This is a genomic window from Achromobacter arsenitoxydans SY8, from assembly GCF_000236785.1.
In the GTDB taxonomy this organism is placed as follows: Bacteria; Pseudomonadota; Gammaproteobacteria; order Burkholderiales; family Burkholderiaceae_B; genus Achromobacter; species Achromobacter arsenitoxydans.
Genome location: NZ_AGUF01000052.1, coordinates 44,037 through 58,319, shown reverse-complemented (window position 1 = coordinate 58,319; position 14,283 = coordinate 44,037). Strand labels below are relative to the sequence as shown.

Sequence of the window (14,283 nt, the reverse complement as noted above, 5' to 3'; positions counted from 1 at the left end):
CATGCCGACGACTCCCCGCATTGCCCGTGGCGGCAAATCGCTCTACGGCGCTCCCCTGGGCGTGCTGATGCTCGACGCCCGCTTTCCGCGCATCCTGGGCGACATGGGCAACGGCCTTACCTGGCCCTTTCCGGTGCTATACCGCGTGGTCCGGGGCGCCAGTCCCGAAAAAGTGGTGCTGCAAGGGGCCAGCGGCACCCTGGACGCCTTTGTCGAGGCTGCCCAGGACCTGATTGATCAGGGCGCCGAAGCCATCACGACCAACTGCGGCTTTCTGGCGCTGTTCCAGCGCGAATTCTCCGCCCGCCTGCAGGTGCCGGTTGCGACCTCGTCGCTGATGCAGGTGCCCTGGGTGCAGGCCACGCTGCCGCCGGGCAAGCGCGTGGGCGTCGTCACCGTCAGCGGCGGCAGCCTGTCGCCCGAGCATCTGGCGGCCGTCAATGTGCCGGCCGACATTCCGGTGGCGGGCACCGAGAACGGCCGCGAGTTCTTCCGCGTCCTGATCAAGGCCGAGAAGACCGACATGGATGTGGATCTGGCGCAACAGGACATCCTGGACGCCGGCGCCGACCTGATCCGCCGCCATCCCGAGGTTGGCGCCATCGTGCTGGAATGTACTAACATGCCCCCCTACGCGGCCGCCCTGCAGGCGGCCACGGGACTGCCGGTGTATGACATCTATTCCATGATCACCTGGTTCCACGCCGGCCTGCGCCCCCGAAAATTCGAATAGCGGTGGGGGCGGACCCGCCCCTGCTTCTATTCGTACCGGAGACCCCTTGAGCGCCGCCAGCGACAGCATCGTCGAGAAAGTCTATTTGCGCATCCGCGATATGGCGATCGACTTCGAATTCAAGCCCGGCGAACGCCTCAACGAGGTGGCGCTGTCCAAGGAGCTTGGCGTCTCGCGCACCCCGCTGCGCGAGGCCCTGAACCGCCTCAGCATCGAAGGCTTGCTGCGCTTTCTTCCGGGCAAGGGCTTTTTCTGCCGCGACCTCGACGTGCAGGAAATCTTCGCGCTGTATGAACTGCGCAAGTCGCTGGAGGTTTCCGCGCTGCGCCTGGCCATCCAGCGCGCTACCGACAACGATATCCGGGATGCCCTGTCCTTCCTGGATTCCACAGGCCCCGAGGCCGGCGAGCGCAGCGTGGCCGAAATGGTTGCGCTGGACGAGGCCTTCCACGAACGCATCATGGCGATGTCGGGCAACGCCGAAATGCTGCGCGTGCTCAAGAACGTCAATGCGCGCATCCGTTTCGTGCGGTGGATCGACATGAACCGCGGCGACCGCCCCGCCAGCCAGCGCGAGCACCACCGCCTGCTCGAGGCGCTGCAGGCGCGCAACGAAGCCGAAGGCGTGGCCATCCTGGAGCAGCATATCGACCGCCGCATGGACCAGATCACCTCGGCCATCCGCGAAGGCTATGCCCATATCTACATGCCCGACGCGTCGCGGCGGCAGTAGGATCCGGATGGTTCCATGACCCAGGCGCGATTTGGCGCGCAATTGCTGCCGATCCCCGCATTCGTTTGCCTGTACGCGCTGGCATGGCTCAAATGGGCCGCGCCCGGCCTCGTGGGGCTGGCCTATCTGGCGCTCAGCGCCCTGACGCTTGCTGTTTACGCCATCGACAAGGCCTCGGCCAGAGCCGGGCGCCGGCGGATCCGCGAACGGACGCTGCACCTGCTGTCGCTGGCGGGCGGCTGGCCCGGCGCCTTGCTCGGCCAGCAATGGCTGCGGCACAAGTCCGTCAAAACGGAATTCCGGGCCGTATTCTGGTTGACGGCCCTGGTGAACGTCGCGGCTTTTGTGCTGCTCTGCACGCCGGCCGGACGATCGCTGGCGGCGTTATAAGGAATCCAGGACCGCGGTATCGACCGCCGCGGCACCGGCCGCCGCGGCATCGGCCGCCGAACTGATGGATGGACAGCCCTGCCATGGTCGGCCAGACTGGCTGCTTGCCGCCCAAGGAGACGACATGTGGGAGCCTAGCGAAACCTATCCCGATCCCGCCATAGAAGTGCTGGATTCCCGATTCCTGCAATACCGGCTCAGCAACGCCGCGATCGAGCTCCTGGCGACGGGCATCCGGTACGGCGAAGGCCCGGTGTGGTTTGGGGACGGCAGATGCCTGCTCTGGAGCGACATCCCCGCCAACCGCCTCATGCGCTGGGACGAGGAAAGCGGCGCGGTGTCCGTCCACCGCACCCCGTCCGGGTTCGCCAATGGCAATACCCGCGACCGCGAAGGCCGGCTGGTGAGCTGCGAGCACGGCGGGCGCCGGGTGGTGCGCACCGAGTACGACGGCGCGCTGACCGTCCTGGCGGACGGCTTTGACGGCAAGCGCCTGAATTCTCCGAATGACGTGGTGGTGCGGCGAGACGGCTCGGTCTGGTTCACCGACCCCACGTTTGGCATCCTCAATGACTACGAAGGATTCAAGGCGGCGCCGGAACTGCCCACCCACGTGTACCGGCTGGACCCCGCCAGCGGCCGGCTGCAGGTCGTGGTTGACGACATCCAGAATCCGAACGGGCTGTGCTTTTCGCCCGACGAGACGCTGCTGTACGTCGTGGACAATGGTTCCCGGCCCAACCGCATTCTGGTCTATCGCGTGACCGAGGACGGCGGCCTGGATCAGGGACGCACTTTCGTCGACGCCGGCGACCTGGGCATCCCGGACGGCATACGCTGCGACACGGACGGCAATGTCTGGGCCGGCTGGGGCGCGGGGCCGGGCCTGAACGGGGTCATGGTCTTCGCGCCGGACGGCGTGGCCATCGGCCGCATCGCGCTACCCGACCGCTGCGCCAACCTGTGCTTCGGCGGCGCACGGCGCAACCGGCTGTTCATGGTGACGGGTCAATGCCTGTTCGGGCTGTATGTGAATGCCCAGGGCGCGGCCTGGCCCTGAATCACATGCTTGAAAGCCGCCTGGCGCCAGCTACAGAAAGCCGATCCAGCGTCCCGCCACCAGGCATCCCAGCCACAACAGCATCGACGCCCCCGCCTGCAGGCGCAGCCCGTCGGCCGGGCTGCCGCCATCCAGCACGCCCGTCCACGCCCTGCCCCGATGCACCAGCCAGGCATTGAGCGTCCCCGCAAGCAGCAGGCCCATCTTTACGACAAACGCGGGATTCTGCAGGTACTCTTGCGGCCGCACGCTGAATAGCAGCGCCCCCGTCAGCAGCGCCAGCCCCAGCCCGGCCGCGGCCGTGCGCGCCAGGACCGGCGCCAGGACCGCCAGATGCGGCGATCTGATGACACCCAGCAGCCGCAAGTCCAGCGGGACGATGGAGCCGATCAGCAGCCCGATGGCCCCGATGTGGGCGGCATTGACCAGCAGGTACAGCGTGCCTGACCGCCGCAGCCAGGTCGACGGCGGCATGGCTTCAAGGTGTTCAAGCGCGAGCCGGATCAGTTCGGGCATCGAGGCCGTCCCGCCGGCGGCTCAGGGCTTCTTGATCCGGCTGGGATAAATGTCGTAGGTCTTGCCGCCCACCTGCACCTGGACCGCCTTCATGCGCTTGTTGGCCTTGTCCTGGTCCCGGTTGCCGACCGCCGTGATGGCGTCGCCCGGCTTGGCGGACCCTTCGACAAAACCGGCCTCCTTGGTTTGGGTGGGGTTGCCAAGCTCCACGGTCCACACGCCATCAGAAGCCCGCACCTTCAGCATCGGATGCGGCGGCGCAATCTGCACCTGCTCGACCGTGCCCTGCAACGTCATTTGTTCGGATTCGGCCCATGACCAGCCGTGGTGCGCCATTGCCGGGGCGGCCGCGGCGGCCAGCGCGGTCAGCGCCAATCCTGCGAGTGTTGCGCGTCTGGAAAGCTTCATGTCGATGCTCCTGGAGTTGCGAGTGCCCTGGTCCCTGCGTCTGTCCACGTGCAGCGACGGCTGCCGCAGCAACGGCTGTCGATGAAAACAGCATAGCAGCCTGACCCGGGCGGCCGCCACGCGCGCTTACACGATCTGGCCGAATGCGGCGATGGCATGCGGCGCCGATAACGCGGGCATTTCATCCCCGGAAGGGCCGCCAGCGTCGTCGCGTTCGCGCAGCCAGCCTACCAGCTTGCGCACCTGGTCGGCAAACTGCGCGACCCGGTCCGCGATGTCTTCACGGGTGACGCCGGCCACCGGCAGGCGCTCCAGCAAGAGCACCGCGTCGGTGGCGCGATCCAGTCCAACCGACATGCCGCAGCGCTCCATGAGCAGGAGATTGACGGACAGCAGCGCCATCAAGTCGGCCGCCGGCCGCGGCTGCGGGAATTCGCCCAGCAGGCCGTACAGGCCCAGGGTGTCGTCGTCCAGGCAGCGCAGGGAGATCAGAATGTCGTCGTCCAGCATCAGCATGCAATGCTGGCGCTCGTCGAAGGACAGTTCGATGCCGATGGTCTGGCTCAGAGCTTGCAGCAGGGCAAGGCAGGTCGGGCTAGGCATGGTGTTCTCTCGTTTTTTCGATGGGGTGATGTGAGGCTTAGCTGTGGCGATCCTGGTCGTTGACGACCAGGAATTCGCAGGCTTGCACCAGAGCGCCAGCCGCCAGCGCCGCAACGCGGTCCGGGGCGGGCGTACCGTTGATCGCGTCGTGCAGCGTTTGCACCAGCTGTTTGGCGTGCGACAGCAGTGTCTTCATGTCGGACCCGTTGCGTACGCCCCGCTCCAGGTCCTGCACCGCTTGGCCCAGCGGGGCCAGGAGCCGCTGCTGCTGAGTGTCCAGGCCGCTTGCACGCGCCCCGAAGGCGTGGGCCAAGCCCGTGACGCCCTCAGCCAGCCCCCCACGCAGCTTGGCGTAGTAATCGTCTTCGCCGCCGAGCTTGCGGCGCGCGGCTTCCAGCGGGTTCGCCTGACGTTCCTCTATCAAATCCTTCAGGGCTCGCCGTTCGTCTTTCATCGCCAGAATACGGGTGTCCAACCGGCTTCTCTGCCCTCGCAGATCGTTCAGTTCAGCCTGCCCCTTTTTTAGTTCATCCTGTCTTTCTGCCAATTCCGCTTTGCTGTCCGCCAGCCTGGCTGCAGCATGCGGACTGCTCGACTTCGCGCTCCGGCTCATGCCGTCGACGGCCTTCTGTTTGTTGTCGACGGCCTTCTGCCTGTCGCCGACATCCTTCTCCGTTGCCCTGATCTGCCGGTCCAGGGGTTGCAGCAAGCTCCGGGCCTGATCCATCTTGCCGCTACGGTCGGCCACTTCCGCGCGCAGCGAGTCGATGCGCTGATCCGCGGCGATACCCAAGGCCAATTGCTTGGCCTGCGCAAAGATCGCCTGATCATTGGCGGTCTCATGCAAGGCGTCGCGCAGCTGGCGGATGGCGTCCGCGTCTGCCGGCGCGCTCTGCCAGGCGGTGTCGCAAAACTTCTTGATCCCGTCCGCCTTACCGTTCAGCCCGTCTATCGCCCCCTGCAACTGCCTGGCATAGTCGTAGGTCTTGTTGGGATCTTCGGTGATCCAGCTTGCCTCGAACGGCACATAGATGTTCGAGCCGCCGGCCTGCAGCGACCGCGCCGCGATGGCGGCGCAGTTTTGCGTGGTGCTGAACATGGAGTAGCCGATCCGGCCGTGCGCAGCGTCGTCCTTGAGCTGCCTGGCATCGGCCAGCATGTCGTGTTCGACCAGCCCGAACAGCGTGGTCTGCGGGATCAGTCCCTGTGCGGTGTGCTCGCCGTTGCGGCCAGCCAGCGGGAAAAAGACCTTCTCGGCAGCCGCGCCCCATTGCCGGTCGGAGACAAGTTCCTGGGAGTCGCGTGCGAAGAATTTGGCGGCGCTTTCCAGGTCCTTGCGCGTCGGGTTGTCGCCAAACTCCAGGCCCTTGAGGTCATCCGCGTGCTTTTTCAGCGCGTCGGCCAGTGGATCCGCGCGGCCTTCGCTCGCCAACCTGGCCGCCGAGCGCAAGACCTCGCGCGCGGCCTCTCCGCGCTGAAGGTTGATGTTGGTCTTCTCGGAGATCTCGTCCCCCCGATCGCTGTCGTAGTCCGGGGCGCTCATGGCGGGCCGGGCGTGAAAATAGTCCCCCACCACGGGCAGCTTCTCGAGCAACCGGTTGCGGTCGACCTGGACGCTGTCGTTGGTCGACGGCCACCAGCTCACATACTGCTTTTCATGGCTCCAGGTGTTGGCCGAAAGTCCGTTCGATATCGCCACGGCCGAATGGCCGGAACGCTGGATGTTCAGCCCGGACGATTCACGGGCCCAGGAATTCAGGCAGACGTTGCGGGCCAGGGAGCGCGCCGCGCCCAGCCCGGACAGCCCCTGCGCCACGGAAACCATCTTGTCGATCTTCGCCTTGTCGAGCGCGGCGTCGAAATTCCGGCCGATGACCCGGTCGACGGCGGCCGCCGCGGCCTTGAAGCCGTACTCGCCCGCCAGCGCCTGAGCGAAAACGGCAGTGGCTTTCATGTTGTCCTGTTTGACGCTTTCCGCCCCCTGCCCGCCCGGCAGGCTGACGATCCAGTCTTTCAGCCGTCCCACCACGCCACGGCCCTGCGCGGCGGATCCCGAGTCGTCGAGCCGCACATGATTTCCCTGCGCCGCCGCTGAGATAAAGCTGGATAGTCCCACCATGGTTGTCGCCTCTTCTGGGGTATTCCCCGTGACCGTGTTCGCGCGCTGAGTAACGCGCAAGCGGTCCCAGGTTCCGAATCCGGCCCTCCCAAGACGCTAAATACCAAGTTTCAGTGATACCAAGGGATACCCGCGCAATATCTAATCCCCTCCATGCCCGCACCCATGGCGTTGCGGTGTCGCCGTCGGCTGCCCGCGCCGGCGTTCCATGGCAACAACGAATGTGGAAATGGTCAGTTTGACGAATGATTGCGCTGCCGCCGCGGCTCGGATCGACGCCGCGCAACCCGCTGCAAGCGTGCAACTGCGAGACCTGGTGCAACGGCACGCCGGCCAGTTGGAACAACTGCTGGGGGAACAGATGCAGCAGACGAATCCCCTGTATGCGCAAGCCTTCCGCAGTTGCGCCGATGCCTATCGCGGACAAGGACGCGGAGCCGTCGCGTCCTGGCTTTACGGGGTGACGCTGAAACTGCTGCGCGACGCCTTCGCCCAGGGCCAGGCCGAACGGTTCGTCCTGCGCTTGCATCAGGCATTCCCGTCGGAATTCTCGCGTCCCCTCCTGATCCTGGCGCTGGGAGGCGGCAGCTATGCCGCCTGCTCCATCTACCTGTGCAAACCCGCGGCCGCCGCGGCAAGCGATATTTCGCTACCTGCAAGTTCCGACAACTGGGTCCGACAGTACCTGGGTTAGCCGCAAGCTGTGTCGCCTGGCCAGGCTTTTTGGATGAGTCCAGACTTAAAGTATTACTTTAAGTCCGAAGAAACAAATCAATTGAATATCCTTGATAATCAATTAGATAAACAATAAATCTCATAATTTGGATTGATTGAGCGGGAGTGCCGGATTTCCGCCTTTCGACGCCTTGCGGACCTCCCCCCAGGAAAACCCTGCGGAACTTCCCCAAATGCACGCGGTCGCTTTATGTTCAGGCAGTTGTCAGCATATGCCGACATTTAGCCTTGAACCCCCATCGCGCGCCCACCCGGGAGAATCGCATGTCCCTGCCCCACTCGCGTCCACTCGCGAATCTGTCCACCCCGACCGCGCGCCCTCCCGGAATATCAATACTCGACGACGTCTCCGTTCGCGCCGCGCAATGTTTCGGGCGCGCACGGCCATGAGCAGCGTCCCGGATACCCTGGGCGGACACCCCTCCGCAGGCCTGTCGGTCATGGACGCGACCATGGTGCTGGTCGGCGTGGTCATCGGCATCGGCATTTTCGGCTTTCCTCCCCTGGTGGCGCAGCACGCCGGCTCGGAAGCTATCTACATCGCCCTGTGGTGCGCGGGCGGACTGGTGATGCTGGTGGGCGCGCTCTGCTACGCGGAGCTGGGCTCCGCCTATCCCGGCGCGGGAGGCGAATACCTTTACCTGACGCGGGCCTGGGGCGCGCGAGTCGGCCTGATGTTCGCCTGGGCCCGCTGCTCCGTCATCCAGACAGGCGCCATCGCGGTTGTCGCCTTCATTTATGGCGACTACGCCCAGCGCCTGCTGCCGCTGGGCGCAAACGGGCCGGCGGCGCACGCCGCTATCTCGGTCGTGGCGCTGACCGCGCTGAACCTGGTGGGCACCCGCTATTCCAAACGCCTGCAGTGGGTCTTTACCGTCCTGACGCTGATCGCGCTGGGTTCCGTCCTGGCGGCCTCGCTGACCGCCTCCGGTGGCGGCCCGGTGACCGCCGCCGAGCCCGCGCCGCTGTCGGGCCATCCCGCCGGACTGCTGGGCATGGGCATGGTGTTCGTGCTGCTGACTTACGGCGGCTGGAACGAAGCAGCCTACCTCAGCGGCGAACTGCGCAATCCGGGCCGCAACATGAGCCGGGTGCTGCTGATCGGCACCGCGGTGGTGACCGGCGCCTACGTACTGACTAATCTGGCGCTGCTTGAGATCTTCGGCCTGCAAGGTCTGCGCGACACGCCCGCGCTGGGCGCGGAGGTCATGCAGCTGGCCGCCGGCCCGTACGCGGCGGCCCTGCTCAGCCTGACGATCTGCGCTACCGCCCTCAGCACGATCAACGGCACCATCATCACCGGCGCCCGCGTGTATTACGCGCTGGGCCGGGACGTGCCGCGCCTGCACGCGCTGGCCGGATGGAGCGCCCGCAACGAAACGCCGGTCAGCGCATTGCTGGTGCAGGGCGCGATCACGCTGGCGCTGGTGGCGCTGGGCGCGTTCAGCCAGAACAGCGTGCAGACCATGGTGGCCTATACCGCCCCGGTCTTCTGGCTGTTCATGATGCTGGTAGCGGCATCCGTGTGGCGCCTTCGCCAGCTCGAACCGGATCGGCCTCGCCCCTTCCGCGTGCCCCTCTTCCCCCTGCCGCCGCTGCTGCTCGCCCTGACCTGCGCCGGACTGGTCGTATCCAGCGCCATCTATGCCGGCGCGGGCGCACTGATCGGCCTGGCCGTCCTGGCGGCAGGCATTCCATTGCTGCGCGTGCTCAAGCCCGCGCAGACGCACGGCTAGCCCTGGTTCTTCCCTCGTCCCCGTCCAAGGAATTCCATCATGCAACGCTCTACCCAGCTTTCCCTATCCGTCCGCCAGCCGGTGTCCGGCTCGCGGTTCCGCGTCGCGCTGCTGGCCTCGGCGATGGCGCTCGCGCTGTTCCATGCGGCGGGCGCCATCGCCCAGGGCACGGCCGCCGCCCCGGCGCAGGCGAACGCCAAGAAGGACTACGTTCCTGACGTCGGGCAGGAAGGCAAGGACGTCATCTGGGTGCCCACGCCCCAGGCCCTGGTGGACAAGATGCTAGACATGGCCAAGGTCACGCCCAAGGACAGGCTGATGGACCTGGGGTCGGGCGACGGGCGCACGGTCATCACGGCCGCCCAGCGCGGCCTGAAAGCCCAGGGCATCGAATACAACCCCGACCTGGTCGAGCTTTCGCGCCAGAACGCCAAGCGCGCCGGGGTGGCCGACCGCGCCACCTTCGTTGCCGCGGACCTGTTTACCACCGACCTGTCCCAGGCCGACGTGATCACGATGTTCCTGCTGTCCACGATCAACGAAAAGCTGCGGCCCAGGCTCCTGGAACTGCCAGCGGGCACGCGCGTGGTGTCCAACACTTTCCGCATGGGCGATTGGGAACCCGATGCCTCCGAAACCGTGACCGAGCATTGCCAGACCTATTGCACCGCCTTGCTATGGATCGTGCCCGCCAAGGTCCAGGGCAAATGGGATCTGGGCGGCCAACCCCTGCAGCTGGACCAGCACTACCAGATGCTCTCGGGCACGCTGGGGTCGCGGCCGATCTCGGATGCGCGGCTGAACGGCTCGGCCATTTCTTTCACGGCGGACGGGGTGCGCTACGCCGGCGTGGTCAATGGCCGCAGCATGAGCGGCAGCGCGGCCGGCAAGGGTCAATGGACGGCCAAGCGCAACTGACGCGCACGGGAAAGCGCCAGCGCTTCCGGGCTTACGCCCGGGCGCGCTGCCGGTCGACCGCCCTTCACGTTGACCGGCCGGGCCGTCATGCAATAGCATCTGTTGCATGAGAAGAGACAGCAAGCTTTCCGGCGTGTTGCACGTGTTGCTGCACATGGCCGAACACGCCGGCCCGATGACGTCCGAAGACCTGGGCCGCGTCATGCAGACCAACCCCGTCGTCATCCGCCGGATCATGGCCGGCCTGCGCGAACAGGGCCTGGTCCGGTCCGAAAAAGGCCATGGCGGGGGCTGGTCCATTTCCTGCGACTTCAAGGACGTGACACTGCGCGATATCTACACAGCCTTGGGCTCGCCCGAGATCTTCGCGATGGGCAACCGCAGCGAAGCCCCGGGATGCCTGGTCGAAGAAGCCGTCAATGCGTCGCTGGACGGCGCTTTCGACGAGGCCCAGGCGCTTCTGCTGAACCGCTTCGGCAAGGTCACGCTTGCCGCGTTGAGCCGCGACTTCCATCTGCGCATGCTTGCGCGCGGGCAGACGTTCGACCCGCAGGCCGTCCATCAGGCCTGAGCACTCGGTTGGCGCAAGGCCGTCAAGGTCGATTCGACCAGGGCGATCTCTTCCGGCGCCATGCCGGCCGCTTCGTAGTAGCGCCGGCGGTCGCGCACCACGTCCAGGACGCGGTCAAGAATGGACGTCGCCGCGGCCTCGGAGCGCAGTCCGAATCGCCGGTACTCGCTTAGGCAATTGGCGAAGGAACTCTCCCGTCCGCCGCTTCCGATATGCAGGTAATGCTTGGCGGAGCCTTCCTGGGTGACGACGTCGAACAACGGTGAAAGGCGGTAGGTTTCCGCCCCGTCGTCCTTCAGGAAGCCGACATTCTTCAGGTGGTCATCGGTGTTGTGGACCGCTACGTTCAGGATCATCCGCGCATACAGTTCCAGCAGGTCCTGCACGGGCCTGGACGATATGCGCCGCGTTACGTCGGCGAGCCGGGCATAGGAATATGTCGCCTTGCCGCGCGGTCCGTCGAGCTCGCGCTTGCCTATCTGCACGGAGGGGCTGATGAGCGACGCGCCGCTCAGGAAGTGCCGGCGCGCGATCACCGGATCGGCGCCGCTTTCGGCGGGCAGCAGAATGCGGTCGAAGCGATGCGTCAGCAGCACCGCGCCCAGGGGCGTATTAGCCAGGCTGATGGCCGGCACATTCAGGCCGATGGCCCTGGCCATTTGCAGATTGGCGTATTCCACGCGCTGGCGGTCGTAGGAGTCCCCCTTGCGCGGAAACTTGGCGATCCACATTTCGCCATTCCCGTCCCGCACGATCGTCTTCGGGCGCGCGCCGCCGATATCCCAGGAACTGCCCAGGATGTCGCGGTACAGCCCCTTGGGCTTGATCCCCTGGTCGATGTCGGCCAACAGGCCGCCCAGCGATTCCACCTGGCTGACTTCGGGCAGCCTGTAGGTCTTGCGCATGTTGGGCGTCAGCGGACGGGCGCTGAAGAACAGCGCGCCCACGCCCATGCCCCTGCCCTTGAGCAGCACTTCGTTTTCGGTCACGCGTGCGCCGGCATTGTCGACCCGCATGACGTTGCGGCCCCAGGCGTCCGGCGCGGCATCGAAAATGGCGCCCAGCGTCTGGTAGCGGCTTTCGGTGCGAAAGGTCGTGCGGGCGTCGGTCAGCGGCAGATTGAGCGGGTCCAGCGAAAATGCGCGCGGGTCGTTCACATAGGACTGCACATAGGTGAATTCCGCGTAGAAGCGGTCTTCGTCCGTATCGTCCAGGGTAAGCACGCCGGCCAGCACGGCCTCGCCCTGAATGTCCACATAGACGAAGAGCTCGCCTTCCACGTTTTTATGTTTTCGTGCTGGCACGGTTGCTGGATCCCGCTGCGTTACAGGCTGGCCGGATCGGCGCGATGCGCATGCACCGGCTTGCGGCTGCCCCGACTGGGGCGCCGCGCCGCATCCATGCGCTTGCCCACGCCGTCCAGGTCGGGGTCGCCCAAGGCAAAGACTTGGTCGCCGTAGCCGTACAGCAGCAGCGCTTCAAGGGCGAGCGCAAGCGAAACGCCGCCATCGCCCCGTTCCAGCCGGGTAACGGTGGCGCGCGATACGCCCATGCGGCTGGCAAGCATGGATTCTGTTTCACCACGGCGCAGCCGGGCGGTGCGGATATTGGCGCCCAACCGGGCCAACGCTTCCGCCGCATCGAAGCTGGGTTCGATCTTCTTTTTCATGACTCAATAATAGTGCTTTATGGTGCCTTGCGTGCTATTAACAAGACAAAACAGAACCATAATTGACTTATTTATAAGTCATTTATACGCCAAATGCATCATTAATAGCGCACGAACTGTTCAGATTCAACCCGCGACGGTGATAGGCTGATCCAGCCGCAACGCGGCCCGCGCGGTATCCAGGGTGATATTGGCGCCCAACGGCAAGGTCAGGTTCGGATCCCCGTGCCCGCTGGGCCACCCCGCCAGGACAGGAATCCCCAGCGCGCCAAACTGCTCCAGCACCAGCGGATACAGCAGGCTTTGGGCCTGCGCGTCATCCATATGCGTTCCCAGGATGCGGGTGAAATTGCCGACAAGCACACCCCTGATCCCTTCGAATTTGCCCGCCGCCGCAAGCTGGCTCAAGAGGCGATCCACCCTGGGCAGCGCCTCGTTGACATCTTCGAAGAACAGAATGGCGCCTTCGGTGTCGATTTCATTGGGCGTGCCGGTCAGCGCGGCAATCAGGGCAAGATTGCCGCCCACCAGGCGTCCGCTTGCCGTGCCCGCAACCAGTTCAACCGGACGGGATAGCGGCGGCGGTTCGATCCACGCGCCCTGCCCGACCTGCCCGCCGACCATGGCCAACAGATGCGACTCGGTGGGTTCACGCTTGCCCGCCAGCAGGTCCTGCGCCAGCATCGGCCCGTGGAACGTCACGAAACCCGCGTGCCGCTGCATGGCCAGATGAAGCGCGGTGATGTCGCTGTAGCCGATAAATGGCTTGGGATGTTGGCGCAGCAAACCGAAATCCAGCTGGTCCAGCAGCCGCCACGACCCAAAGCCGCCCTGCAGGCACCACACCGCGCCGATGTCCGGCGCGGCGAACGCAGCGTGCAGGTCGTCCAGGCGCTGTTGGTCGGTGCCGGCCAGATACTCGTAGGGGGAATCGAGCCGCACGCGCGACGCCGGCATAATCTGCGCCACGAATCCGCGGTCCTCCAGCCATTGCGCGGCAAGATCGCTTGCATTCCGGGCAGCAGAAGCCGGGGCCACGATGGCGACCTTGGCGCCAGGCCGAAGCGCGGGCACAGGGCTAGCCCCCGTCTGGGCATGCGATGGCGCCGGCGCCGTTTTCGGGGGCGGAGCGCGTCTGCGCGCCTCGGGCTTGCGCCCCGCGCACCCTGCCAGGCCCAGGCCGGACAGGCACAGCGCGCCCGCATTCAGCAACAGGCGCCGGCGCGCTGCACTGGTGGACACATCCTGGCTACCCGGTACTTTTTCCATATCAAAAGCGTTCGTACTCCAGCCGGTAGCGCCACTGGCCCACCGCCAGGCCCGCCATGGGCAGGCGTCCGATTCGCAGCCGGCGCAAGGCCTGGAGCCGCAAGCCTGCCGAATCGCATACGTATTCGATGAAGCCGGGCTGCGGCGTCTTCAGCGCAAAGCGCAGATGGGTTTCGTTCTGCCAGCTGACCTTCATCGGCGTGGCGGCGCGGCCTTCGTACGCCATGCCCTTCTGCAAGCGTGCGAGCTGCGCATCGGTCAGTTGACCGTCCACCCGCGCGATGTACTCCTGCTCGACATGGCGGCCCTCTTCCACCAGCTTGCGGGCGACCGCGAATTCCTGCGTGTACACCACCAGGCCGCTGGCCGCGCGCTCCAGCGGCGTCACCAATTTGAGCCCGTTGAACATCCGCTTCAGATAGCGCTGTCCGGAACGGTCTCCCGGCATCTGGTTTTCGGGCAGGACCAAGTCCCGCGCCGACCCCGGCTGGTCGTCGGCATACGTGCCGGCCGGCTTGTGGATCAGGATTGTGACGGGCCGCAGATCTTCCAGGCGGGCGCCCGGAAGCAGGCTGACGGCTTGCTTCGGCGCAACGCGCAAGCCGGGTTCCTCCTGGACCTTTCCGTCCACGGCCACCCAGCCCCCCTCGATGTAGCGTTCCGCGTCTGTGCGGGAACAGGATTGCTCGGCGGCCACCCGCTTGGCCAGGCGCACGGTTTCGCTCATTGCGCCGCCTCCGGCCGCAGCGACAAAAGCTCGAAAACGGAAAGGTGGGCTGCGCCTTCAGGCGGCATAAGCGGGTGCATCGTCATGGGTATTGCC

Annotated in this window: 16 protein-coding genes; 8 read left to right on the top strand and 8 right to left on the bottom strand. The window is 65.8% G+C overall.

Features of this window, described 5'->3' with window-relative positions; genetic code table 11:
- The first annotated feature begins 1 nt into the window (after window position 1).
- The 4 genes from KYC_RS14410 to KYC_RS14395 all read left to right on the top strand — a co-directional run bounded on the left by KYC_RS14410 (window position 2) and on the right by KYC_RS14395 (window position 2,916).
- Window positions 2-733, top strand: coding sequence for an aspartate/glutamate racemase family protein (locus tag KYC_RS14410; protein WP_008163452.1), 732 nt, complete (start codon window positions 2-4; stop codon window positions 731-733).
- Between the two features lie 46 nt (window positions 734-779).
- Entirely contained in the window at window positions 780-1,466 is a 687-nt protein-coding gene (locus tag KYC_RS14405) for a GntR family transcriptional regulator (protein WP_008163450.1), read from the top strand.
- Between the two features lie 15 nt (window positions 1,467-1,481).
- Window positions 1,482-1,856 (top strand): DUF1294 domain-containing protein, encoded by a 375-nt coding sequence (locus tag KYC_RS14400; protein ID WP_008163448.1) that lies wholly within the window; start codon window positions 1,482-1,484, stop codon window positions 1,854-1,856.
- Between the two features lie 124 nt (window positions 1,857-1,980).
- On the top strand, window positions 1,981-2,916 hold the full coding sequence (locus KYC_RS14395) for an SMP-30/gluconolactonase/LRE family protein (protein WP_008163446.1): 936 nt from the start codon (window positions 1,981-1,983) through the stop codon (window positions 2,914-2,916).
- Between the two features lie 30 nt (window positions 2,917-2,946).
- Here the strand turns inward: KYC_RS14395 and KYC_RS14390 are convergent, their stop codons facing one another.
- The 4 genes from KYC_RS14390 to KYC_RS14375 all read right to left on the bottom strand — a co-directional run bounded on the left by KYC_RS14390 (window position 2,947) and on the right by KYC_RS14375 (window position 6,562).
- Complete coding sequence (locus KYC_RS14390) at window positions 2,947-3,432, bottom strand: DUF6644 family protein (RefSeq protein ID WP_008163444.1); 486 nt, start codon at window positions 3,430-3,432, stop codon at window positions 2,947-2,949.
- Between the two features lie 21 nt (window positions 3,433-3,453).
- Window positions 3,454-3,840, bottom strand: coding sequence for a DUF6152 family protein (locus KYC_RS14385; RefSeq protein WP_043518454.1), 387 nt, complete (start codon window positions 3,838-3,840; stop codon window positions 3,454-3,456).
- Window positions 3,841-3,966: 126 nt separating this feature from the next.
- Window positions 3,967-4,443, bottom strand: coding sequence for a type III secretion system chaperone (locus KYC_RS14380; protein ID WP_008163441.1), 477 nt, complete (start codon window positions 4,441-4,443; stop codon window positions 3,967-3,969).
- A gap of 37 nt (window positions 4,444-4,480) precedes the next feature.
- On the bottom strand, window positions 4,481-6,562 hold the full coding sequence (locus KYC_RS14375; protein ID WP_043518452.1) for a hypothetical protein: 2,082 nt from the start codon (window positions 6,560-6,562) through the stop codon (window positions 4,481-4,483).
- Window positions 6,563-6,770: 208 nt separating this feature from the next.
- Between KYC_RS14375 and KYC_RS14370 the strand changes: the two genes are divergently transcribed.
- The 4 genes from KYC_RS14370 (at window position 6,771) to KYC_RS14355 (ending at window position 10,522) form a co-directional block, all read left to right on the top strand.
- Window positions 6,771-7,256, top strand: coding sequence for a hypothetical protein (locus KYC_RS14370; RefSeq protein WP_139026516.1), 486 nt, complete (start codon window positions 6,771-6,773; stop codon window positions 7,254-7,256).
- Between the two features lie 427 nt (window positions 7,257-7,683).
- On the top strand, window positions 7,684-9,033 hold the full coding sequence (locus KYC_RS14365; protein ID WP_008163435.1) for an APC family permease: 1,350 nt from the start codon (window positions 7,684-7,686) through the stop codon (window positions 9,031-9,033).
- Window positions 9,034-9,072: 39 nt separating this feature from the next.
- A complete protein-coding gene (locus tag KYC_RS14360; RefSeq protein ID WP_008163432.1) occupies window positions 9,073-9,951 on the top strand; it encodes an SAM-dependent methyltransferase in 879 nt (292 codons plus the stop codon).
- A gap of 106 nt (window positions 9,952-10,057) precedes the next feature.
- Window positions 10,058-10,522 (top strand): Rrf2 family transcriptional regulator, encoded by a 465-nt coding sequence (locus tag KYC_RS14355; RefSeq protein ID WP_043518449.1) that lies wholly within the window; start codon window positions 10,058-10,060, stop codon window positions 10,520-10,522.
- Here the strand turns inward: KYC_RS14355 and KYC_RS14350 are convergent.
- The 4 genes from KYC_RS14350 to KYC_RS14335 form a co-directional block, all read right to left on the bottom strand.
- Window positions 10,513-11,802 (bottom strand): type II toxin-antitoxin system HipA family toxin, encoded by a 1,290-nt coding sequence (locus KYC_RS14350; RefSeq protein ID WP_008163427.1) that lies wholly within the window; start codon window positions 11,800-11,802, stop codon window positions 10,513-10,515. The genes KYC_RS14355 and KYC_RS14350 overlap by 10 nt on opposite strands.
- A 44-nt stretch (window positions 11,803-11,846) precedes the next feature.
- Window positions 11,847-12,191 carry a helix-turn-helix domain-containing protein gene (locus KYC_RS14345; protein ID WP_008163426.1) on the bottom strand — a complete coding sequence of 115 codons (345 nt, stop codon included), beginning with the start codon at window positions 12,189-12,191 and terminating at the stop codon, window positions 11,847-11,849.
- 126 nt (window positions 12,192-12,317) lie between these two features.
- Window positions 12,318-13,265 carry a S66 peptidase family protein gene (locus tag KYC_RS14340; protein ID WP_043518523.1) on the bottom strand — a complete coding sequence of 316 codons (948 nt, stop codon included), beginning with the start codon at window positions 13,263-13,265 and terminating at the stop codon, window positions 12,318-12,320.
- Window positions 13,266-13,461: 196 nt separating this feature from the next.
- Complete coding sequence (locus tag KYC_RS14335; protein WP_008163422.1) at window positions 13,462-14,187, bottom strand: RNA pseudouridine synthase; 726 nt, start codon at window positions 14,185-14,187, stop codon at window positions 13,462-13,464.
- Window positions 14,188-14,283 lie beyond the last annotated feature (96 nt).